Source organism: Rhizobium sp. BK661 (assembly GCF_024808825.1).
In the GTDB taxonomy this organism is placed as follows: Bacteria; Pseudomonadota; Alphaproteobacteria; order Rhizobiales; family Rhizobiaceae; genus Rhizobium.
The window spans coordinates 72,554-93,931 of sequence record NZ_JANTYT010000019.1; the positions used below are offsets into that span (position 1 = coordinate 72,554).

20 protein-coding genes are annotated in these 21,378 nt (G+C 59.8%); 13 read left to right on the forward strand and 7 right to left on the reverse strand.

From position 1 onward, the window contains the following. Positions 1-346: 346 nt before the first annotated feature. Genes FHX16_RS25825 through FHX16_RS25835 form a run of 3 tightly spaced genes read right to left on the reverse strand, consistent with a single transcriptional unit; the run spans position 347 to position 1,634 of the window. Positions 347-619 carry a hypothetical protein gene (locus FHX16_RS25825; RefSeq protein WP_259131115.1) on the reverse strand — a complete coding sequence of 91 codons (273 nt, stop codon included), beginning with the start codon at positions 617-619 and terminating at the stop codon, positions 347-349. Next, the gene (locus FHX16_RS25830) at positions 606-920 is read right to left on the reverse strand and encodes a hypothetical protein (RefSeq protein WP_259131117.1); all 315 of its coding nucleotides are present in this window, start codon (positions 918-920) and stop codon (positions 606-608) included. Before FHX16_RS25830 ends, FHX16_RS25825 begins: the two co-directional genes overlap by 14 nt. A gap of 33 nt (positions 921-953) precedes the next feature. Then, positions 954-1,634 (reverse strand): response regulator, encoded by a 681-nt coding sequence (locus FHX16_RS25835; RefSeq protein ID WP_259131119.1) that lies wholly within the window; start codon positions 1,632-1,634, stop codon positions 954-956. Positions 1,635-2,240: 606 nt separating this feature from the next. On the opposite strand from FHX16_RS25835, the gene FHX16_RS25840 reads away from it, so the two are divergent. The 8 genes from FHX16_RS25840 (at position 2,241) to FHX16_RS25875 (ending at position 12,525) form a co-directional block, all read left to right on the forward strand. Next, positions 2,241-3,209, forward strand: a complete 969-nt coding sequence (locus FHX16_RS25840) for an MBL fold metallo-hydrolase (protein ID WP_259131120.1) — start codon at positions 2,241-2,243, stop codon at positions 3,207-3,209. A 38-nt stretch (positions 3,210-3,247) separates the two neighbouring features. Continuing rightward, complete coding sequence (locus tag FHX16_RS25845; protein ID WP_183758903.1) at positions 3,248-3,877, forward strand: pyridoxamine 5'-phosphate oxidase family protein; 630 nt, start codon at positions 3,248-3,250, stop codon at positions 3,875-3,877. 9 nt (positions 3,878-3,886) lie between these two features. Continuing rightward, a complete protein-coding gene (locus FHX16_RS25850) occupies positions 3,887-4,351 on the forward strand; it encodes a nuclear transport factor 2 family protein (RefSeq protein WP_183758905.1) in 465 nt (154 codons plus the stop codon). Positions 4,352-4,381: 30 nt separating this feature from the next. Beyond that, positions 4,382-4,804 carry a DUF983 domain-containing protein gene (locus FHX16_RS25855; RefSeq protein WP_183758907.1) on the forward strand — a complete coding sequence of 141 codons (423 nt, stop codon included), beginning with the start codon at positions 4,382-4,384 and terminating at the stop codon, positions 4,802-4,804. 12 nt (positions 4,805-4,816) lie between these two features. After that, positions 4,817-5,209, forward strand: a complete 393-nt coding sequence (locus FHX16_RS25860) for a DUF302 domain-containing protein (protein ID WP_183758909.1) — start codon at positions 4,817-4,819, stop codon at positions 5,207-5,209. Positions 5,210-5,301: 92 nt separating this feature from the next. Beyond that, the gene (locus FHX16_RS25865; RefSeq protein WP_259131124.1) at positions 5,302-5,919 is read left to right on the forward strand and encodes a glutathione S-transferase family protein; all 618 of its coding nucleotides are present in this window, start codon (positions 5,302-5,304) and stop codon (positions 5,917-5,919) included. 178 nt (positions 5,920-6,097) lie between these two features. Continuing rightward, positions 6,098-6,928 carry an alpha/beta fold hydrolase gene (locus FHX16_RS25870; protein WP_183758951.1) on the forward strand — a complete coding sequence of 277 codons (831 nt, stop codon included), beginning with the start codon at positions 6,098-6,100 and terminating at the stop codon, positions 6,926-6,928. A gap of 131 nt (positions 6,929-7,059) precedes the next feature. Continuing rightward, the gene (locus FHX16_RS25875; RefSeq protein WP_259131126.1) at positions 7,060-12,525 is read left to right on the forward strand and encodes an AAA family ATPase; all 5,466 of its coding nucleotides are present in this window, start codon (positions 7,060-7,062) and stop codon (positions 12,523-12,525) included. 3 nt (positions 12,526-12,528) lie between these two features. On the opposite strand, the gene FHX16_RS25880 is transcribed toward FHX16_RS25875, so the two are convergent. Beyond that, positions 12,529-12,912: a PAS domain-containing protein gene (locus tag FHX16_RS25880; protein WP_183758915.1), complete on the reverse strand. Its 384-nt coding sequence runs from the start codon at positions 12,910-12,912 to the stop codon at positions 12,529-12,531. A gap of 391 nt (positions 12,913-13,303) precedes the next feature. Between FHX16_RS25880 and FHX16_RS25885 the strand changes: the two genes are divergently transcribed. Together FHX16_RS25885 and tehA are read left to right on the forward strand one after the other, a co-directional pair. After that, a complete protein-coding gene (locus FHX16_RS25885) occupies positions 13,304-14,182 on the forward strand; it encodes an MBL fold metallo-hydrolase (protein ID WP_259131128.1) in 879 nt (292 codons plus the stop codon). A gap of 5 nt (positions 14,183-14,187) precedes the next feature. Further along, positions 14,188-15,171, forward strand: a complete 984-nt coding sequence (tehA, locus tag FHX16_RS25890; RefSeq protein ID WP_183758918.1) for a dicarboxylate transporter/tellurite-resistance protein TehA — start codon at positions 14,188-14,190, stop codon at positions 15,169-15,171. Positions 15,172-15,193: 22 nt separating this feature from the next. Here the strand turns inward: tehA and FHX16_RS25895 are convergent, their stop codons facing one another. Further along, entirely contained in the window at positions 15,194-16,705 is a 1,512-nt protein-coding gene (locus tag FHX16_RS25895) for a mechanosensitive ion channel family protein (RefSeq protein WP_259131131.1), read from the reverse strand. 121 nt (positions 16,706-16,826) lie between these two features. Next, on the reverse strand, positions 16,827-17,582 hold the full coding sequence (locus FHX16_RS25900) for an SDR family NAD(P)-dependent oxidoreductase (RefSeq protein ID WP_259131134.1): 756 nt from the start codon (positions 17,580-17,582) through the stop codon (positions 16,827-16,829). A 401-nt stretch (positions 17,583-17,983) separates the two neighbouring features. Between FHX16_RS25900 and FHX16_RS31505 the strand changes: the two genes are divergently transcribed. Then, the gene (locus FHX16_RS31505) at positions 17,984-18,673 is read left to right on the forward strand and encodes a helix-turn-helix transcriptional regulator (RefSeq protein ID WP_310503152.1); all 690 of its coding nucleotides are present in this window, start codon (positions 17,984-17,986) and stop codon (positions 18,671-18,673) included. A gap of 357 nt (positions 18,674-19,030) precedes the next feature. After that, a complete protein-coding gene (locus FHX16_RS25910) occupies positions 19,031-20,020 on the forward strand; it encodes an alpha/beta fold hydrolase (RefSeq protein WP_183758925.1) in 990 nt (329 codons plus the stop codon). A 55-nt stretch (positions 20,021-20,075) separates the two neighbouring features. Here the strand turns inward: FHX16_RS25910 and FHX16_RS25915 are convergent, their stop codons facing one another. Next, positions 20,076-20,993, reverse strand: a complete 918-nt coding sequence (locus FHX16_RS25915; protein WP_183758927.1) for a helix-turn-helix domain-containing protein — start codon at positions 20,991-20,993, stop codon at positions 20,076-20,078. Positions 20,994-21,125: 132 nt separating this feature from the next. On the opposite strand from FHX16_RS25915, the gene FHX16_RS25920 reads away from it, so the two are divergent. Then, a complete protein-coding gene (locus FHX16_RS25920; protein WP_259131137.1) occupies positions 21,126-21,308 on the forward strand; it encodes a hypothetical protein in 183 nt (60 codons plus the stop codon). The last annotated feature ends 70 nt before the right edge of the window (positions 21,309-21,378 follow it).

Consider the following 21,378-nt stretch of genomic DNA (forward strand, 5'->3'; position numbering starts at 1 on the left):
CCAATTCGGTTGATGCGGAAGTTGCTATCTGATGTCCTTTGATGGCGCAACTGCGACCCGATTTATCACTGCGTCATGTCCGCTTTGCAGCAACAGCGACCGGTGGCTCGATGACCGCTGTCGAGGCGCGAAGCAGTCGTTCGCGTCAAGATAGCCAATCGCTCGCGTTGGGGCCGCAATCGGATATTGGTGGTATCTGCTACACAAATCTGCAAAAAAAAGGGAATCGCAGGTCATCCCCCTGCAGTGCCCTCGGTATCGTGGCTTTTTACGAAAGCCTGATCAGCGTAGCCAACGCGCTGCGGCGCCGTCAACACCTACGAGAAGGCGAATTTGAGGTTGGACCTCACCGGGTGTCCTTGACCAAGTGGATGTCGATCTCGCGCTCCATAAAGCTCCATTCCTTGGTCGATCTGAGCTGGCCAAGCATGTCTTCGAATGCAGGCTCGTCGGCGGGGGCGAAGTCGAGGAAGCCCAGGAAATCGAAGGGCGCGCCAGTTTCCGGATCCCGGCAATGGAGTAGCCGCCGGGCAATAGCGGGCAGATAGCGCAGTCCTATCGCTGATGCGATTGCTCTTCGAGAATGGTGCGGCGTTCGTCCTGAGTTAGCGCCCACCATTCTGGCCTTTTCGCAGGAGGATAAGTGCCGCTCTAGTCGCTTCCGGGCGGCCCATCGGCGCCTGCTTTTCGACCAGTGAACGCTTTTCGTCGCGAGTTGTGTGTCGATCGTTGGTCGCGACCCCACGCAGGATCCAGGCTGCGTCAGCTGCGTCCGCCTGGCTATTTCCCGATAACATGGCCACTCGCGATACCGCCGCAATTGGCGGCCCCAAGAGGGAACGTTGCGAAACGACGGCCCATTCGCCCTCGTTACCGCCGATGAACCCGTCGCTCTGGGGTTCGGTGCGCCGGTCCGTCATGGGTAGCTCCATCGAAGGGGTTGACGAACTCGATCAGGCGCTGATTGCCAGATCCACCGCAGACAGCAGATCCTGATGCCGAACGGGCTTCGTCAGGAATTCGACTGCGCCAGCCTTCATTGCGCGAACCGACATCGGAATGTCCGCGTTGCCGCTGATGAAGACGATCCGCTGACGAAGGCCAGACTTCATGAGTTCGGCCTGGAAATCCAGACCGTTTTGCCCCGGGAGCCCCACGTCGAGTATTAGGCAGTCCGCGCGATGCACGCTATCGCTCTCTTCATACGCCTTGACCGAGGGGAACGATCCCACGCAGTGGCCGACCGATCTGAGGAGCCCGGTGATGGCGCGCCGCACGCCATCGTCGTCGTCTATCAGGACGATGTAGGGCTTGTCCTTGTCGACCTTCTCTACGATGTCGATTGTCGGCTGCGGTGCGATGCCAAGGGAAGGGGCGACGCCGCCTTCAGGCACTGTATCATCCCGAACGAGCATGTATCCGCGGCGAACGATAGTCTTGATCATATCCCCGTGGTCGCCCAGCGCCCTACGAAGCGAGCCGATCTGGAAGCGGAGGTTGCACTCCTCGACGACCATCGACGGCCAGACCTCGTCGAAGATCTCTTCCTTGCTCACGATGCCACCGTTGTGCCGCAGGAGAACCATGAGTAGATCGAACGCACGTCCACCAATCTCTCGGGGTCGACCGTCCATGAGGAGCTGTCTCGAGTGGGGGACGGCGCAGAAGCGGCCGAAGCTTATGGCGTCGTCGCCTGTTTCGCGCGGCCCATGGTGCGGTGGCTGTGCGTCCCGAGACGTCGGACGGTTTGTCGAATTTGCGAACGGAACTTGCATGGCTGACTCCCCAGTCGGCTGCGGATGTCGCCGCATGTGTGGGATCGCGAAGTTGGCTTCGTTCTCTTCCCCGGCCCGCGGAGGCATCGACATCAATGTGTGATCGCGAGAGCAACCTAGCCCCGCAGGCAATGGTGAACAATCCGACTCTTGTCGCTAGAACACGGCCAAGGTCGATGCGGACTCGACCTTAGTCTAGGTTTTCCGAGCGGATCTGGACATCTCACGGGATCTCACCCGGCTTCACGACAACTACCTCGTGATCGTTGCCGGGGAAGAGTATTGCTCAATCGACTTGAGCATAATGGTTCAAGCGGATCTGGCACCGAGCTAGAATAGCACCGCATTGTGCAGATCGGCTTTCCTCGATCGAAGCTCGGCCGAATTTGGATCGAGGCCGCCACCACGCTTCCTCCCAGCGTGGTGGCACTTCTTCAGGCACGCTGTCAACCAATGGAGCGGGTAATGACCAAACACGACTATGCCTTATCAAGACGCGGTTTCTGCCTTTGCTGCCTTGGCGGCGCGACGATTGCCGCCACGGGCGCGTGGCTGACGCCCCGCGAGGCCTTCGCGGCCGCCAAGAGCCAGGTCCTGATCATCCGTGAGGCCGCCGCCAAAGCCGACATCGCGACCACAAAACTTCGCGGCGGCGTGAACGTACTCGTCGGTTCGGGCGGCAACGTCGCCGCCGTCACTGGCAAGGACGGCAAGCTGCTGGTCGACGCCGGAATAACCGCCACGCGTCCGCGTCTGGAAAAGGCTCTGGCGGATATCGGTCCGGAGCCGATCACTCATCTCATCGACACCCACTGGCACTTCGACCATACCGACGGCAATGAATGGCTGAACTCCGAAGGTGCCGCCATTATGGCGCATCCGAACACCCTGAAGCATCTCGAAGCCGCCACCCGCGTCGATGACTGGAACTTCGACTTCCCACCGTCCCCGAAGGGCGCGCTGCCGACCCGCCTGATGAAGGGCAACGAGGAAACGCTGAAGCTCGACAACAAGACGATCAAACTCAGATACTACGGCCCTGCTCACACCGACAGCGACATTTCGGTGTTCTTCGAGGAGGACAACGTGATCCATGTCGGTGACACGCTTTGGACCGGGCTATACCCGTTCATCGACTCTTCGACGGGCGGCAGTATCGACGGCCAGATCGCCGCGGCAGAAGCGAACATAAAGATGGTCGACAAGGAGACCGTCGTTATCCCTGGTCACGGCGACATCGCGAACCGCGAAGACATCAAGGTCTGGCTCGACATGCTCGTCGGTGCCAGAGAGGAGGTGGCCAAAATGAAAAAGGCTGGCCGCTCCGTCGAGGAAACCATCGCTGCCAACCCGACCAAGCAATGGGACGCCAAGTTCGGCCAGTGGGTGATACCTCCGGCGCTCTTCACGCGTGTTGTCTACGAAGGCGTCTGAAGGCATTCTGGCCCGAGGGCTGCCGGAGGAGGGTGACTATGGACATCGCGCATCAGGTCTCGAGCGACGTAGCCTTCACGACAAGCGTGAAGGCGATCCAGGAACGCAAGGGGTCTCGACGTTCGTATTTGCGGATGGAAGAGCGTGGTGGGTGGGCGACCACGATCACACCCGACCTAAAAGACTACATCGAGAAGCAGATCAGCGTGTTTCTCGCCACGGTAAATTCCGAGGGTCAGCCATACATCCAGCATCGTGGCGGCCCTCCGGGGTTTCTTCGGGTGATTGACGAAACGACGATCGGCTTCGTCGACTTCGTTGGAAATCGGCAGTTCATCTCGCAGGGAAACCTGGTCGAGAACGACAAGGCACATCTTTTTCTCATCGACTACGGCAGTCGATCCCGGGTGAAGATCTGGGGTACTGCCAAGGTCGTCGAAGGCGACGAGGAAACGGTCAAGAAGTTGATGCCCGAAGGATACGCAGCGAGGCCGGAACAGGTGATTCTCTTCAAGGTGACGGCCTGGGATGCGAATTGCCCGCAGCATATCCCGCTGCGGTTTGAGGCAGACGAGGTGCTTAAGGCAATCGAGACAAGGGATACGCGCATCAGGGAACTGGAAGCGCAAGTCGCAGCATTGAAAGCGGCTGCCACCAATCATGGATAGGGACGACAAATGACCCGCCCACCACTGCCACCCTTCACCCTTCAGTCCGCGACCGAGAAGGTCCGGCTTGCCGAGGACGCCTGGAACACTCGGGATCCTGCGAAAGTCGCGCTCGCCTACACGGTCGACAGTCGCTGGCGGAACCGCGCAGAGTTCGTGGTCGGTCGTCCGGCGATAGAAGCATTCCTTGCTCGGAAGTGGGCCAAGGAGCTTGATTATCGACTGATCAAGGAACTCTGGGCCTTCTCAGGAAATCGCGTCGCGGTCCGCTTTGCCTACGAACACCACGACGACAGTGGCACCTGGTTCAGAGCCTATGGCAACGAGAATTGGGAATTCGACGCCGACGGTTTAATGAAGTACCGTCATGCGAGCATCAACGAGCATCCGATTAAGGAAACGGACCGCGCCTTCAAGTGGCCGCTCGGCCGCCGCCCGGACGGGCATTGGGGATTGAGCCATTACGGTTTCTAGCGCCGCAGGAAACCTGATTTAGGAGGGCAGATGTCCAAGCGCACTCAGGTCGATACGAACACGAACGACAACTATCCCCCGCTCCCGCCCATACAGACGGGCATTCGTGGCCTTTGTCCACGATGCGGCAAAGGCCATCTGTTCAAGGGCTTTCTGACGCTTCGTCCAAACTGCGAGGTCTGTGGGCTCGACTACTCCTTCGCCGATCCCGCCGATGGTCCGGCCTTCTTTGTCATCTGTTTTGCCTGCATTCCGACGGTGCTGCTCTCGGTATGGCTCGAGGTCGCGCACAATGCGTCGATCTGGACGCAGATCTTCGTCACCGGACCGTTCCTGCTCGCGACCTGTATTCCACCACTTCGGCCGCTCAAAGGCTGGCTGGTAGCCTCCCAGTATTTCTACAAGGCCCAGGAAGGCAGACTATCCAAGGGCGACGAGATCGATGCCGACTAGAGGAGGTTGTTCATGAAGCCGATTGAACATCGTTCGACGCATAACTTCGATGAAGCGTTGGAGGCGATAAAGATCGCCATCGGCAAAGCAGGGTTGACCATTTTCGCTGAAATCGATCACGCGCAAGCCGCTCGCGAAAACGGGCTGTCGATGCCGGAGACACGCGTTCTCATCTACGGCAACCCGAAAGTCGGGACCCCTTTGATGACGGACGCGCCCTTGACGGCTCTCGACCTACCACTGCGCCTGCTCATCAGGGAGCTTCCCGGAGACAGGGCCGCGATTGCCTATCATCCCCTTGCGGAGATGTTCGAAGCCCTCGGCGTGAAAGGCCAGGACGCGGCTCGTTTCGACAGCGCCCAACGGACGATAGCCGAGGCGGGCTGCATTTCGAGCTGTCGCTAATCATCTGACGAATAGGAAAGACCGCGGCCCACCAAAGCGGAATACTCCAGATCAAGAGGCGACAACGGCGCCTAACGATATTGGAGACCGGAATGCAGCTCTACTACCATCCGCTATCCGGCCACTCGCATCGGGTCAGGCTCTTCCTTACGCTCGTGAACGAGCCGTTCGAACTCGTCGAGGTGGACATCCGCCGGGGTGAGCAGAAGACGAACGAATTCCTGAAGATGAACAGGTTCGGTCAAGTGCCAGTTCTCAAGGATGGCGACGCCGTTATCGCGGACTCGAATGCAATCCTGATCTATCTGGCCAAGAAGCTCGGACGGCACGACTGGCTGCCCGAGGATCCGATGGGTGCGGCGGCCGTTCAGCGCTGGCTCTCGGTCGCAGCAGGCGAGGTGGCATACGGCGTCGCTACGGCACGAAGAATACGGATATCCGGTCCGAAACCTGTCCCGGACGAAGTGCTGTCGAGATCCTATGCGCTCCTGAAGGTTTTGGACGACGAGCTTGAGACAAGGAATTGGCTCGCGGCGTCCTCGCCGACGCTCGCTGATCTGGCCGTGTACGGCTACGTGGCGCGGGCGCCCGAGGGAGGGATCGATCTGACCATCTATCCCAATGTCCAGTCATGGCTGTGCCGGGTCGAGTCTCTCCCTGGCTTCGTGCCTTTCGCCAAGACCGCAGTCGGCGTAGCTGCGCCCGCTTGAGGAAATAGACACCCGCAATTCGGAGGTTCAGCGCATGACATTCAAGCCGGATGTTTCAATCACCAGACGGGAAGCGGTGATCGCCGGATCGGCAGTCGCGCTCGCTCTTGCACTGCCCGCGACGGCTGCCGAAGCCGCCACGAAACAGAAACCATCACCCGCAACGGAGCACAAGTTCATGGGTACTGTGAAAGTGAAGGACGGAACCGAGATCTTCTACAAGGACTGGGGTCCGAAGGATGCGCAGGTCATCATGTTTCACCATGGCTGGCCACTCAGCAGCGACGACTGGGACAATCAAATGTTGTTTTTCATCGCCCAGGGCTACCGGGTCATCGCACACGACCGACGCGGGCATGGCCGCTCTTCCCACAGCCGCACGGGGCACGAGATGGATACGTACGCAGCGGACGTCGCCGAGGTGGTCGAGGCGCTCGATCTCAAGAACGCGGTCCACGTCGGTCATTCGACCGGGGGCGGGGAGGTTGTCCACTATGTCGCCCGCGCCAAGCCCGGCCGCGTCAAGAAGGCGGTGATCGTCGCTGCCGTGCCTCCGGTCATGGTGAAATCGGAGAAGAACCCCGGCGGTCTGCCGATCGAAGTCTTCGACGGCCTCCGGAAGGCGCTCGCCGACAACAGGGCGCAGTTCTACATCGACGTGCCGACCGGGCCGTTCTACGGCTTCAACAGGCCCAATGCGAAAGTCTCGCAAGGTTTGATCAACAACTGGTGGCACCAGGGCATGATGGGCGCCGCAAACGCGCACTACGAGTGTATCAAGGCCTGGTCGGAGACTGACTTCACCGAAGACCTGAAGAAGATCGAGATTCCCGTTCTCGTTATGCACGGCACCGATGACCAGGTCGTACCCTACGCCGACGCCGGGCCGCTGTCGGCCAAGCTTCTGAAGAACGCGACGCTGAAGACGTACGAGGGCTATCCGCACGGGATGCTTTCGACGAACCCGGACGTCCTGAACCCCGACATCCTTGCCTTCATCAAGGCGTAGCCGGAAGCAAGTTGGGAGGCCGGATGTCAGGCCGGCCTTCTCCACGACCTTCGAACCGCCCACGATGGCGCCCCTGTAAAATTAGTTTAGGATCACGAGCGGCCTCAGCCGTTGGCATACGGAGCTTCGTGATGGACCTGTCCCGTTACCAGATGCATTTGCTTCGCGAGGACGCTGTCAGCGCTCTCTATCGAGGCACGGCCAGCGACGGCGGCGCTCCGCTCCTACTGGTCACGGCCGCTTCTCCGGACACCGTCAGCGAATGCCATCCACGCTTCGAATACGTGCTGTCTCTCGCCGACCGCCTCGATGAAAAGTGGGCGGCAACTCCTCTGTCACTGGAACGTTACGATGGCCGGGAGTTCCTGGTGCTGCAGGACCAGGGCGGGCTGCCGCTGACTGCTGAATTAGGCCGTCCATTCGAGCTGGGCCGATTTCTTGCCGTGGCCACGAACGCAGCAGCAGCGGTGAGACAGGTTCACGAACGGGGCCTGATCCACAAGGATCTTCGCCCAGACCGCTTTCTTGCAGATGATTTGGGAGCGGTTCGGCTACTCGGCTTTGGAAAGGCGGGCTCCCAGACGAGTGTGCCCGAGCTGCCCGCCACAGCGCGTGGCATGGCGGACTCGCTTCCATATGTGTCCCCCGAACAGACGGGGCGAATGAAGGAGCCCGTCGACGAGCGGAGCGATCTCTATTCTCTTGGCATCGTCTTCTATCAGATGCTCACGGGCGAACTTCCGTTCATGGCGGTGGACGCAATGGAATGGATCCATTCCCACGTCGCCCGCCGACCAATACCTCCGAGGGAGCGGCACGATGCCATTCCGCCCGTCGTCCAGTCGATCGTACTTAAGCTCCTCAGCAAGAACCCCGGCGACCGCTATCAGACGGCTGCGGGCCTCGAAAGCGATCTCAGGCGGTGTCTCGGCAGTTTTGCTTCGACGGGACGCGTCGAGGAGTTCGACGTGGCAACAGCAGACGCCCTGCGGCATCTCCAGGTTCCGGACAAGCTCTATGGCCGCTCTGTGGAAATACGCACTCTTTGCGAGTCGTTCGAGGTCGCCAGATCGCCGGGCGGAAAGGCTGTAGCTCTCGTCTCCGGTCCCGCAGGCGTCGGGAAGTCGTCGCTTATTCGAGAACTGCGCAAGTCGATCCCGTTCAGCGGATGCTTGTTTGCAGCGGGGAAGTTCGACCAGTACACGCGCGACATCCCCTACGCCACGATAGCGCAGGCCTTCCGCGGACTTGTACGTCAGATCCTCGGCGCGGGCGAGGCGGAGCTGGGGCGCTGGCGGTTGGCGCTGAGCGAGGCCCTCGGTCCGAACGCGCAATTGATGATCAACCTCATTCCGGAACTTGCGCTGGTGATCGGCGAGCAGCCTCCGGCTCCCGACATGGCGCCCCACGAAGCGAAGTCCCGCTTCAATCTCGTCTTCAGCCGTTTTATTCAGGTGTTTGCGCGGCCGGACAATCCGCTCGTCCTGTTCATAGACGACCTGCAATGGCTGGACATCCCCACGCTTGAGCTGCTCGCAAGGATCACCGTGGACGAGGACGTCGCAAATCTCATGCTCATTTGCGCCTACCGCGACGACGAGGTGCCTCGCGGGCATCCGCTGAACGATGCGCGCGATGCCTTCAGGGCCGGAAGCTGCCGTTATGACGAACTGCGTCTTGGCCCGCTGGACGAGGGCGAAGTCAGACACCTTCTGGCCGACATGCTTGGGAACGATGTCCCGTCGGTCGCGCGGCTGGCGAAGCTCGTGCAACAGAAGACGGGCGGAAACCCGTTCTTTGTTCTTCATTTCATAGAAGCCCTCGATCTCGAAGGAGCGCTCTCCTACGACCACGAGACCACGAAATGGAGATGGGACGAGAACAGGATCCGCGCGACGAAGATCACCGACAACGTCGCAGATCTCGTGGTCTCCAAGCTGGGCAGGCTTCCGCTCCGCGCGCTCGAGATGGTCAAGCTGATGGCATGTCTCGGGAACGGCACTTCTGCGACTATCCTTTCGCTGATCACAGCCAAGCCGAGGCAGGAGGTCGTCGGCATTCTGTGGGAGGCCGTCGAAGGGGGACTGCTGCTGCGCTCCGACGACGACTTCGTGCTTGTGCACGACAGGGTCCAGGAAGCCGCATACCGCATGGTGTCGGAGGCTGAGAGGCCGGAGATTCATTTTCGGATCGGCTCCGCGCTGATGGAAAAGCTGCCGCCGGGCGCGCTGAAGAAGCATATCTTCGAGGTGGCTGACCAACTCGGGCGCGGCCTCGACCAGGCGGTCGATCCCCACAGACTCGAGAGGATCGCCGAACTTTTCCTCGAAGCTGGCAGGCGCGCCAAGGCATCTGTCGCATACCGTTCCGCCCTCAAATATCTCAAGACGGGCCTGAGCCTGATCGAGAAGGCTGGATGGGAGCGGTACTCAATTAGATTTCCACTCGAACTCGAGAGTGCCGAGTGCGAGTATCTGTCAGGCGAGAACGAGGTCGCGGAAGCCCATCTCGTTCATCTCGCGGCAAAGGCGGAGGACGCGGTTGATCGCGGCGCCGTGGTCGGCCTACGGTCATCCCTCTATCTGACGCTCGGAGACCAGGACAAGGCGGTGGAGGTGGCGCTCGAGTACCTGCGCGACTTCGGGATCGAGTGGTCCGCTAATCCGAGCGACGCCGAGGTTCGCGCGGGCATCGACGATCTGTACGAGCGGCTAGCGGGACGATCCATCGATCAGCTCGTTCACCTTCCGCGGATGGAGGACCGCGACTGGCTCGCCGCGATGGAGGTACTCGCGTACACGATCCTCCCCGCCATCGTCACGGACGGAAATCTCGAGGAACTGATCTACCTGCAGATGGTGTCGCTCAGCCTCCGCCACGGCAACTGCGACGCTTCCTGCTATGCCTACGTCTCGGTCATCATTCCGCTTGGTCTGCGATCGGGCGACTACGCGTCCGGCGGACAGTTCGGCAGGCTGGGGCTGGAGCTTGTCGAGCGTCATGGAATGGATCGCTTCAAGGCCCGCGTCTACGCCTGCTACGGCTGCTTTTGCGTGCCCTGGACCCAGCATCTATCGATCTCGGAGAAGTACTCCCGCCAGGCAATAGCGACAGCGGTTGCCGGGGCAGACCTGGTCTTCAGCGTTGCGCCTGGGGAGGCGCTGGTTGCGCATCTTCTTATCCGCGGTGTCGATCTGGAAGCGGCTCAACGGGACGCGCAACAGTTCTTGGAAGCTGCCAGTAAAACCGGATTTTCGCTGGCGGCCGACGCGGCTGCAGGACAGCTCCTCCATATCCGGGAACTGCGTGACATTGAAGAGCCTGATCCCGCCCTCCCGGTCCGCGAGGCATTTGAAACCTATCTGGTCGAAGCAGGGGAGCGCCTGAAGCTCGTCCTAGCATGGTACTGGATCCAGAGGATCGTGGCGCGCTATCTGGCGGGAGACTACATCGGCGCACTGGCGGCATCGCGGGAGGCAGCTTCCAACAGAAGTGCGAAGTCGTTCGTCGAAATCGCAGAGTTCCACTTCTACAGCGCTCTCGCACACGCGGCGGCCGCTTCTCGATCCGACGACATGGGTCGCGGCGCGCACGTCGAGGCATTGCGGCTTCACCAGCTCCATGTCGACATCTGGGCCAAGAGCAGTCCCGAGAACTTCGGCAATCGGGCCTTCCTGCTTTCGGCGGAGATGGCACGGCTGGAAAACAGGTCGATCGACGCCCTCGAACTTTATGAGAAGGCGATCGCTTCGGCCCGGCAGCACGGCTTCGTCCAGAACGAGGGGATCGCAAGCGAACTCGCAGGGCGCTTCTCAGGCTCGCTCGGGTTGAAATCGACCGCCGAAAGCTTCCTGAAGAACGCCAGAGCGTGCTTCTCGGCATGGGGTGCGACTGCGATCGTCAGGAGGCTGGACGAAGAGAACCCAGGGATAGGGAGCGAGTCCAACGCGATAGCGAAGTCCGAAGATCACCCTCTGGAAATGGCGGCGGTCGTTGCGATGTCTCAGGCGGTGTCCGGAGAGATCGTTTTGGATCGCTTGATAGAACGCCTGATGGTGACCGTCGTGGAGCATTCCGGCGCAGTCAGGGGATTGCTGCTGCTGCCGAAGGACGGCGAAATGCAGATCGTCTCCGAGGCCGTGACCTATGACGACGGCATATCGGTAAAGCTCAACACGTTCGAGCGAAGGCTGCCGGAGACGGTTCTGGCCTACGTGACCAGGACGCAGGATGTCGTGATCCTGGATGGCGTCGGCAACGAGCATCCGTTCGCCGAAGACCCTTACGTGCGTGAGGTACCATCGACATCCATCCTCTGTCTTCCGATCGTCAAGCAGCAGCAACTTGTCGGCGTCCTCTATCTCGAGAACGGCTTGTCCACCAACCTGTTCAAGCAGGCTCAGGTTGCGGTCCTCCAGTTGCTGGCCTCACAGGCGGCGATCTCCCTGGAGAACGCTGCCCTCTACCAGGCCTCCAAGGACACCCAGGAGAAGGCCCGGCAAGCCGCCGAGGAGCTTCGGCTCGCCTACGACATGATCCCGGCGCTGGCCTGGAACAGCGATATCGACGGCACGCTTTTGAGCTTCAACAAACGTTGGCACGACTTCACCGGGCTTACGCTTGAAGAATCCCTCGGTAACGGATGGATGCGGGCCATTCATCCAGACGACCTCGACAAGGTCGTTGCGAAATGGATCGAGGTGCTCGGTGTGGGCGAGGCGGGTGAGGTTGAGGCGCGGATGATCCGCATGGATGGCGTCGCCCGTTCGTTCCTGATACGCGCGACACCAATGCGTGACCAGCAAGGAGCGATCATCAAATGGTACGGCACCAACATCGATATCGACGACCTGAAACGGATGGAGGAAGCACAGCAGCATCTCTCGCGTGCCGCAAGGCTGACCGCGCTCGGCGAGTTGACGGCTTCCATCGCGCATGAAGTCAACCAGCCGCTAATGGCCATCGTGATGAACGCGGCGACCTGCCTGAAATGGCTGAGCGAAGGCCAGCTGGAAATCGAGGAGGCCCGTCAGGCGGCCGAGCGCATCATTCGTGACAGCCACCGCGCCGGAGACGTCATCGCCAGCATCAGGGCACTCGCGCGAAAGGCGCCGCTCTCGATGGAGGCTGTCGACATCAACGGCATGATCGACGGCGTGATCGTGCTGACGCGTGGCGAATTGCAGCGGCACGGCATATCCCTGGCGACGGATCTCGATCCCGATGTGGTGTCTGTGGTGGGAGACCGCATCCAGCTGCAGCAGGTCGTTCTCAACCTTATCCTTAACGCAGCCGAGGCGATGGGATCGGCAACGGATGGGCCGCGCAGCCTGCATCTTCGAAGCGAACGGCTGGAGGACGGCAAGATCATGGTATCGGTGACGGACAGCGGTCCGGGTGTCGACCCGTCACGTCGAGACGAGATTTTCGACGCCTTCTTCACGACGAAGACAGCGGGCCTCGGAATGGGTCTGTCGATCTGCCGCTCGATCGTCGAGGCCCATGGCGGCACGCTGTGGGTGAGGGCGAACGAGCCGACAGGAAGCGTCTTCTCCTTCACCTTGAAAGGAGGCGCTGTCGTCCGGACGGCTCCGTAGGGTCTATTGACCAGGCGGTGTCGGTTCTGCGGGATGTATAATTCCGGCGAACTGGACCTGTTCTCGTTCGCTGCCACGGAAGCAGCGGCCCCAGGACTCTACAGGACGGTAGATGTCGAGCGCTCCCCTGACCCGGTAGGTGGCGTGGTAGCGGCCGCATGAGGTGATGGCGGTGTGTATTGCGAGCGCGACATTGGCCAGGTCGTCGGGATGGATGCGCTCGAGATAGGCGCACATCTTCTGCCCGCTGATCGCGCTTTCGGCAGGCAAGCCGTAGAGAAGTGCGACCGCGCTGTCGGCGAACATCACATCCGCGCTGACGTTCCAAGTGAAAATTCCTGCCTCCTCGACTTCGAGCGGGCCGAAGGACTGCAGATCAAAAATCATGGACGGCTCCGATCCTTGGAGTTTGCCGAATTGGTACCGCCGCGCCACGGTTTCTGCAACCTGAAGGCGGTCTATCGCTCTATTTCTCACAAGAACTCACAAATACGACAACGCTCCCCTTTAAGGGAATATTTGGACAGAGCGAAAGCACGGGAGGGATCGCATCCAAATTTGGCGTCTGACGAGCGTTTGACGCGCGATTTTCCTGCGTTGTCACCTAAGGTCGGCCCCACAGGCTTGCCTTCCCAATGCGCGATGCATGGTTGAATATTACAGAGAGTGTCTGGCGAAAACGCCCCTCAACTCACAGGAACATACTCGCCAATGCGACGGTGCGGGAACACCCTATCATCGCCGCGGCCAGTCGTCCGACGGCGTTGAGGAGGCTTTAATGAATCCGGACCATGCACACCTTCCGTCGGAAGTCTTCTCGCGGGGCTTTCACAATCTCCGTCATGGCCAGTTCGACATCACCGTGCTGAGCGACGGCTACATCACGCTTCCGTGGGACATCCTGATGCCGGAAGCGTCATCCGACGAGCGTGGAACGATCCTCGGGCGGCTCGGAGGCGATGCGGACAGCGCGCCCCTTCAGACCAACGTCCCGCTGATCCGCCACGGCGTCGATATCATGCTCGTGGACACGGGCGCGGGATCGAACTTTCAGCCTAGCGATGGACGCCTTGCGGAAAACCTGGCTTTTATTGGCGTTGACTTCGAATCCGTCACCAAGGTGATCTTTACCCACGCTCATCCCGATCATTCGGGCGGGACGACGAGATCCGATGGCTCGCTGATGTTTCCCAACGCCCACTACTACGTCAGTGAGGCCGAATGGTCGTTTTGGACCGATCCCGACTACGAGACGTCGATGCCAAAGCCCCTGCATGAGTTCGCCCGAGGGGCGCAGCGGGATCTGGTCGCCGTTAAGGACACGCTTACTCTGGTCAAGCCGGGAGACGAGGTCGTACCGGGCATGAGCGTGGTGAGCACTCGGGGACATACGCCCGGACACATTTCGCTGGAACTCGCAGGCGATGGAAATCTCCTCATCTCTGGCGATGTCATTCCGAACAACGTCGTTTCCTTCGAGAACCCGAGATGGCACTTCGGCTTCGATACTGAGCCGGACATCGCCCTAAAGAATAGGGCTTCGCTGCTCGACAAGGCGGCAAACGAAAAGCTTCGCATGCTCGGCTACCACTGGACCTATCCGGGCGTTGGCTACGTGGAGCGGGCGGGGACTGCATTCAGGTTCGTGGAGGGCTGACGCCAATGAGTGCACGCAATCACCGAAGCTTCCCCAGAGTGCCTGCGGGCATGTACGGCATAGTGCTCGGCCTCGCCGGACTTGGCGGAGACTGGCGGCTGGCGCACGAACTCTGGGGTTTTCCCGCGATAGTCGGCGAGGCGATCAACGTGGTCGCCATCGCCGTCTGGGTGACGATCAGCGTCTTCTACGCTGCCAAATGGATCTTTGCTAGGGAGGAGGCCCTGGAAGAGGCCGAGCACCCGATCCACTGCTGTTTCATCGGCCTTGCAGGCGTTGCGACGATGCTCGTGGCCCGAGCTGTCCTGCCGTATTCGCATCCAGTGGCTCTCGTCCTCCTGTTCCTCGGTATGGCATTCTCGATTCTCTTCGCCACATGGCGAACCGGGATCATGTGGCGCGGCGGCCGCGACCACGAGGCGACGACGGCTATCCTCTATCTTCCGACCGTGGCGGGATCTCTCGTGTCAGCACTTGTCCTTGGTTCGTTCGGATACACGGGACTCGCGCAGTTGATTTTCGGCGCTGGGATGTTCACCTGGGCAGCTACCGAGTCCGTCCTGCTGCAGCGTCTGCTGACTGCGCCGGAAATGGCTCCAGCACTTCGGCCGACGCTCGGCATCGTTCTGGCTCCACCTGCGGTCGCGTGTGCCGCCTACTTGAGCATGACGTCCGGCCCGCCTGACCTCTTCGCAAACGGGCTGCTGGGCTACTGCCTTCTGCAAGTGGCGCTTCTCGTTCGCGTCGTGCCTTGGATCATGAAGCAGCCGTTCGCCCCTTCATATTGGGCGGCAACGCTCGGCACTACTGCGTTGGCATCTGCGTCCATGAGAATGGCATCCCGCGGCGGAGACGGCATCGGAGGCCAGCTGGCGCCTTACCTGTTCTTGTTTGCAAACGTCGTTGTCGGCGCAATCACAATAGGAACGATGGCCCTGCTGATCCAGGGCAGGCTTTTGACCGTCTCGCACCCACGGGCGGCGGAGTGAAGACGACCAAGCCGTCCAAATGTCAGTTGATGCTGCCGTGCGGAAGTCTGAAAAGATGTCTTATCTTGGCTGCCAATGAAACCGGATGGGCCTCCGCACCAGCGTTCCCGTCGGCCCTCAGGTGCTCCTCGGTCTCGACACGCTTCGCCAGGAGCTGGCTGAGTTCCTCGACAAGGGCAGGGCGCTCATGCATGACGCTCGCTAGATGGTCCTTCGAAATCTCGTAGACCACCACGAAGGTGAGTGCGCGCATGGTGGCTGGCTCCGGCGCGCCCATGAGAACACCCCGCTCACCGAACAGGTCGCCGGGCGCCAGGCGCGTCAGTTCCTCGCTCCTTCCATCTTCCTCGTCCCGCTCGACCGATACGACACCGCTCCGGACGATCATCAGAGATGTCATCGAAGCGTTCTGCGGAGCTATGACAAGGCCCTTCTTGAAGGTGCAACGCTTCATGGTGTTCGCCACCGTCTCCATCTCGTCTTCGGTGAGAGCCGAGAACAGCGGGATCGATGTCAGCAGGCGCCATGGCGTGCCGGGATGCTTTGAGCTTTCAGCAGGCGACGCCTCTGTCAGTGCGTTCGCCGCGGTCGACAGCTGAATTCCTGCCGCCTTAGCGTGCCTAAAGACGAGGTCGAAGATCTCATTCTTGGCGATCCCAGTCCGGCCGAGGTTAGCGACTTTGAAGGAGAGCTCGACCTCGACCGCGGAACCATCGAGGCCCGTGACTGAGACCGACGGCGCCGGGTATTTGAGGATCGTGTTCGCGCTGAGGAGGACCGTCTTCATCGTCTCCTCGATGACCGCCGGCGACCGTGTCGGCAATGCTCTGATGACGACCTTCGAGCCATGAACGGAGTCGGTGCCAGTAAGGTTCGTCAACGTGGCTTTGGCCAGGGTGCTGTTGGGCACGATCACGAGGTCGTTGGTATCGTTGAGCAGGTGCGTCGACCTCCAGTTCGTCTCGACCACCTGTCCACGGGCGCCTCCCTCGACCTCGATCCAATCCCCGACGGTATATGGCCGACCAAGGTTTAGCGCGATCCCTGAAAAGACGTCATTGAGCGTGCTCTGGAGCGCGAGACCCAGGACGATGGCGAAGACGCCAGACGTCGCTACCAGGGTACGTACCGGAAGATCGAATACGAACGCAATGATCGAAAGAGCCGCGCCGAGGTATATGAAGGCCACGAGCAAATCCTGGATCAGGCGGCCCTCCCGAGGTTTTCGCTCGAAGATCAGGAAGACGCGCACCGAACTCGCGAGCACCATCGCTCCGCCTGCCCACCAGGTGGCTTTGGCGACGCCGATGAACATCTTGTGGGTGAGGTCCTCGTCGCCAGTGACCGTTGTCCATGGAGCGACGTCGTGACCCACGAGCAGGATGGTGAGGATGGCGAAGAAAGCGATGTGGACGATGAAGCGGTGCGTCGGGCGGCCCCGGACAAGCGTTCTCGCTACGACGAGTGCAACGACCAGCGCCGCGAACTGCGTGATCGGATCGAGCAGAAGGCGAAGCACGTCGTCCAGGTTCATAGGGTCACTTCATGTGGTTGGTTTCGATCCGCGCAATTGACAGTGCAAGCGCTGCCCTCGTCAAGAAGGAGACATGACGAGAGAGGGAGGGGCGGCCGAAAGAGGACTGCCCCGTGGAAGCTCAGACCTGAGCCTTGCCGCCGTCGGTGAAGAGTTCGACGCCGTTCACGAAGCTGGAATCGTCGGAAGCCAGAAAAAGCGCTGCTTTTGCGATCTCTTCAGGCTCGCCGACGCGGCCCAGCGGGATCGTGGACGCGAGAGCATCGAGGAAGCCCTGTTGCGCGTTCTTGTCGTCGCCCACGAGTTCCACAAGGCCGGGAGTGCGGGTCGGTCCAGGCGACAGCACATTCACGCGAACGCCCTTGCCCTTGAGGTCGAGCGCCCACGAACGGGCAAGGTTGCGTACTGCTGCCTTCGAGGCGGAGTAGACGGAGAACGCTTGTGTTCCTTCAATACTGGTCGTGGAGCCGATCAGGACGACCGAGGAGCCTTTGTTGAGAAGAGGAAGCGCCTTCTGTACTGTGAAGATCACGGCCTTCACGTTGCGCCCGAAAGTGTCGTCGACCTGCTCTTCGGTGATCTGACCGAGAGGAAGCACGCTCCCGCCGCCCGCGTTGACGACGATGGCGTCGAGACGTCCGTGGTCGGCCTTCACCTGCGCAAACAGGCGGTCGAGGTCTTCCATCTTGGTGGAGTCGGCATTGACGGCGGTAACGCTGCCACCGATGTCAGCGACTGCGGCGTCGAGCTGTTCCTTGCGGCGTCCAGTGATGTAAACGTGGGCGCCCTCGGCGGCGAACAGCTTTGCGGTGGCGAGGCCAATGCCGCTGTTGGCGCCTGTCACGATGGCGACCTTGTTCTCAAGTCTCTTGGTCATGCGTTTCTCCTTATTGGGGACGTGCGAAGGCGTTCAGCCAGAACACGCTCGGGCTGTTGAGGTATGGTGTAGTGGGGAGGAGCTATCTGGGTGCTCTCAACCCTATGGAATTTGTTCGCTGGATGGGAATGTAGCTCGCTCGGGGCTGTTGGGCTTTCGATTAAGTCGGATTGATCTATTCACTTGCGGCACAAACAAACGGGCTTCCGCCTCGTGACGGAAGCCCACGTCGAACTCAGGCGGGGGTGGTCGCCCAGGTCCGCCGTGTTCCGAGATAGGTGCTCGGCCGAACGGGCCCAATGCCCCAAATTTGGTGTATGCAGCTGAGCGATGCGCGGTCGTCTAACGCAATCTCACACCGAGACGCTCCAAATCATGGTAGTGGTGGCAAAGGGTAGGTCATGAGCCATCACGATCGTCACATATGGGACAGGGAGCCCCGTCGGCTGGCGGCCTTCGAGGTCGCGATACGCGACGTCGTGGGGAAGTTCGGGCTGAACTTCTTCCTGGTTTCCGTCTTTCCAGAGGCGGCTCGTGGCGGCCTTCTCGATAACCTGATCACGACCAATTGGCCGGGCGATCTCCTGCAAAGCTATCGGTCGACCGACATGTTCACCCAGAGCAACATCGTCGCAAAGCTGAAGGAAAGCGTGCTCCCGGTCTCGTCGGAGCAATTGCTCTTTGCCCGGGCGGAAAGGGAAGGCGTGGCAAGCCAGATTGGCGGGGTGTTTTATGACGACGGCTTCGCGTGCAATGTGGGAATCTCCCTGCATGACGCCAAGGCGCGGCAATATCTCTTCATGCTTTCGGGATCGAACTGCTCGAATGCAGAGCTCGCCGATCTGGTATACGATTTGATGACCGCCTTGGACGATCTCACGCGCGGCAGCGGCGCGATCAAGCTTCTCTCGCGAAGGGAAATCGAGTGCCTACGGTGGTCAGCGGCAGGCAAGAGCAGCGACGAGATCGCTATTATCCTCGGTCTGAGCAGCCACACGGTGACGGCATACTTAAAAACTGCCATCAAGAAGCTAGGCGTGACCAACCGCATTCAAGCTGTCGTCGCGGCCTCTCGGCTGAAGCTGCTCTGAGCAGCATGGTCGGCAGTGTGCAGCCCTCATGCTTTCTGTGTCTTCCTCGTGGGCTAAATCCGGAAACGGACATTGCATTCCTCGAACACCATCGACGGCCACACCTCGCCCAGGGTGTTCCTTGCTAACGATCCCGCCATTCGATCTCCGCGGCATCGTGTCGTCGGGAAAACCGACGGCTTTGGCTAGCATGCTCGTGCGTATCGATAAACTGGACTTTCATGCCTGCTCGCGGGATTTCACGGTGCCTCACTACAATTAACTCGCCCTTGAAGCTCGTCGGGCGTAGCAATCTTGGCATTCGACGGCCGACCATGCCCAAGATCAATCAGCTTCGCCGTCAGCTTGGAGATTCAAATGAACAGATTGATGTTGAGCAGGGCGACCCTTGTCTTGGTGTTCGCGCTCTCCGCGTCCAGCGCCATTCCAACGACATCCTTTGCCGCCAAGAAGTCCGCAGCCGAGCACGAACTCGTCGTGCCGCAGGTCACGTATCATACCGTCGAGATTGACGGCACTAACGTGTTCTATCGCGAGGCTGGGCCAGTCGACGCTCCGGTCGTGCTCCTCCTGCACGGCTTCCCGACGTCGTCGCACATGTTCAGGAATTTGATTCCGATACTTGCTGACAAGTACCATGTGATAGCACCCGACTATCCGGGCTTCGGTCAGAGCGACGCGCCCGACCACACCAAGTTCGACTATACGTTTCAGCATTATGCGGACATTATCGACAGCCTGATGGGCAAGCTGGATGTCAAGCAATACGCGATGTACCTCATGGATTACGGCGCCCCCGTCGGCTATCGGCTCGCGTTGAAGCAACCCGATCGCGTGTCTGCGTTGATTGTCCAGAACGGCAATGCCTACGAGGAAGGCCTCAAGGAATTCTGGGACCCGATCAAGGCATACTGGAAGAACGACACGCCCGAAAACCGCAAAGCTCTGATGGTGCTATTTACGCCTGAAACCACAAAATTCCAGTACACCGATGGGATGAGCGATATCACGCACATCGACCCCGATAACTGGGTGCACGACCAGGCGCTTCTTGATCGTCCCGGAAACAACGACATCCAGTTGGACCTGTTCCACGACTACGGGACCAATGTCCCCCTGTACCCGAAATTCCAGGAGTTCTTTCGCGAGAAGAAGCCGCCGACCCTTATCGTCTGGGGCAAGAACGACAAGATCTTCCCGGCCGACGGAGCCTCGCCGTATCTACGCGACTTGCCCCATGCCGAGATGCACCTCCTCGACACCGGTCATTTCGCGCTGGAAGACAAGCTGCCCGAGATTGCGCCTCTGATCCACAATTTCCTCGATCGGAAGCTCAGCCGACACTAGCTAAAATGTAGGGCGTCTTCTTAAGTGGAGCAGCGTTTTCGAGAAATCGGACCATCTATGGCGATGACGCCGATTTGAACCGGCTTCTGTAATCTCTGGGTTTGACTCCAAATCTCTTTTCGAATGCTTCATAAAAGGTTGATAATGAAGCGAATCCAGCATCGAAGGCGATATTTGAAACTGGCGACTCAGTCGCGATAAGCAAAGACTGCGCTGTGTCCAGTCTATGGCGTGTAATAGCTTGATTTATTGTCATGCCTACCGATTTTTTGAAAATCGACATTGCGTAGTTTGGATGAAGCGCCGCTGCGTCGCCCACGTCATTCACACTTATTTTTTTATGACAGTTTTCGGCGATGTAACGTAGCATTTGCTCCACCTTGGGGAGGCGGTCAGCATCATGATGATATGGCAGGGCGAGTGCGGAACCCAGATGGCGTAGATCATGCCAGCCCTCGACAGCGATCCGCTTGATGCGAGCTACGAGTTCGTCTCGAACAATCTGTTCTAGTTCAAGATTGCCGCTGAGTAGCTCGTCGCGCCACCGAAGCAGGACCGGGCGGTCATATGCCGTGACGACTTGCGCTTCGATAAGTCCGCCGGCAAAAATCGCATCGCGGAACTCTTGCCTATTGCCGAGATGGATGAGCGCGGACATCGGTACATAAAGGCAGACAAAACTCGTCGGCTCCTTGATGTCGATCACTTGATGCGGAACCATTCCCCAAAACAGGCAAAGCTGGCCGGCTTTTATTTGCAGCAGCCTACCATCGAACCAATAAGTTATCGTACCGTCCAACACGAAGTTCAGCTCAACTTGGCTGTGCATGTGGGGGCCGCTCATGGTCCGCACGTCCAAGCGCTCGCCCGCACAAAATCTGTGATCCCCGAAAACAACGAGTGGATGTCGTGACAATCCATCATGAACAGGTACCGACTCGTCCTCTTTTCGAGTGAATGATGATGAAACCATGAGGGACCTTAGGATTCCGGAAGTGATCTTCGAAAAGTCGGTAGAAACTTACAGGTTTGCTTGCTCATTTGCAATGAACTCGCGTGGGAGAGAAGCGCGAGCGGCTTGCAGTTCAACACCGGGAGGTAAACCATGAAGAAGTTCTTTGGTCTGGGCGCGGTCGCGCTCAGCTATGCGATGGGCGTTTCCGCGGCATTGTCGGGTGAAATCGTGCTCAACTCGGACCACTCCGATCCCGCGCCCAAGAAAGCAATGGAAGAGCTTATCGCCGACTTTCAGTCCAAACATCCGATCGTGCCCACTGCAGTGGTGTAACTGGACGGCTCTGGTCCCATGCTCTCCGGCGTGAGCCGGACTGATCAACGTGCCACTGCCGGCAAGCTGA

What these genes read in the sequence shown, in the direction of transcription:
- FHX16_RS25825 (WP_259131115.1), bottom strand. Translation starts at nt 619, where the DNA reads ATGGTGGGCGCTAACTCAGGACGAACGCCGCACCATTCTCGAAGAGCA.
- FHX16_RS25830 (WP_259131117.1), bottom strand. Translation starts at nt 920, where the DNA reads ATGACGGACCGGCGCACCGAACCCCAGAGCGACGGGTTCATCGGCGGT.
- FHX16_RS25835 (WP_259131119.1), bottom strand. Translation starts at nt 1,634, where the DNA reads ATGGACGGTCGACCCCGAGAGATTGGTGGACGTGCGTTCGATCTACTC.
- FHX16_RS25840 (WP_259131120.1), top strand. Translation starts at nt 2,241, where the DNA reads ATGACCAAACACGACTATGCCTTATCAAGACGCGGTTTCTGCCTTTGC.
- FHX16_RS25845 (WP_183758903.1), top strand. Translation starts at nt 3,248, where the DNA reads ATGGACATCGCGCATCAGGTCTCGAGCGACGTAGCCTTCACGACAAGC.
- FHX16_RS25850 (WP_183758905.1), top strand. Translation starts at nt 3,887, where the DNA reads ATGACCCGCCCACCACTGCCACCCTTCACCCTTCAGTCCGCGACCGAG.
- FHX16_RS25855 (WP_183758907.1), top strand. Translation starts at nt 4,382, where the DNA reads ATGTCCAAGCGCACTCAGGTCGATACGAACACGAACGACAACTATCCC.
- FHX16_RS25860 (WP_183758909.1), top strand. Translation starts at nt 4,817, where the DNA reads ATGAAGCCGATTGAACATCGTTCGACGCATAACTTCGATGAAGCGTTG.
- FHX16_RS25865 (WP_259131124.1), top strand. Translation starts at nt 5,302, where the DNA reads ATGCAGCTCTACTACCATCCGCTATCCGGCCACTCGCATCGGGTCAGG.
- FHX16_RS25870 (WP_183758951.1), top strand. Translation starts at nt 6,098, where the DNA reads ATGGGTACTGTGAAAGTGAAGGACGGAACCGAGATCTTCTACAAGGAC.
- FHX16_RS25875 (WP_259131126.1), top strand. Translation starts at nt 7,060, where the DNA reads ATGGACCTGTCCCGTTACCAGATGCATTTGCTTCGCGAGGACGCTGTC.
- FHX16_RS25880 (WP_183758915.1), bottom strand. Translation starts at nt 12,912, where the DNA reads ATGATTTTTGATCTGCAGTCCTTCGGCCCGCTCGAAGTCGAGGAGGCA.
- FHX16_RS25885 (WP_259131128.1), top strand. Translation starts at nt 13,304, where the DNA reads ATGAATCCGGACCATGCACACCTTCCGTCGGAAGTCTTCTCGCGGGGC.
- tehA (WP_183758918.1), top strand. Translation starts at nt 14,188, where the DNA reads ATGAGTGCACGCAATCACCGAAGCTTCCCCAGAGTGCCTGCGGGCATG.
- FHX16_RS25895 (WP_259131131.1), bottom strand. Translation starts at nt 16,705, where the DNA reads ATGAACCTGGACGACGTGCTTCGCCTTCTGCTCGATCCGATCACGCAG.
- FHX16_RS25900 (WP_259131134.1), bottom strand. Translation starts at nt 17,582, where the DNA reads ATGACCAAGAGACTTGAGAACAAGGTCGCCATCGTGACAGGCGCCAAC.
- FHX16_RS31505 (WP_310503152.1), top strand. Translation starts at nt 17,984, where the DNA reads ATGAGCCATCACGATCGTCACATATGGGACAGGGAGCCCCGTCGGCTG.
- FHX16_RS25910 (WP_183758925.1), top strand. Translation starts at nt 19,031, where the DNA reads ATGAACAGATTGATGTTGAGCAGGGCGACCCTTGTCTTGGTGTTCGCG.
- FHX16_RS25915 (WP_183758927.1), bottom strand. Translation starts at nt 20,993, where the DNA reads ATGGTTTCATCATCATTCACTCGAAAAGAGGACGAGTCGGTACCTGTT.
- FHX16_RS25920 (WP_259131137.1), top strand. Translation starts at nt 21,126, where the DNA reads ATGAAGAAGTTCTTTGGTCTGGGCGCGGTCGCGCTCAGCTATGCGATG.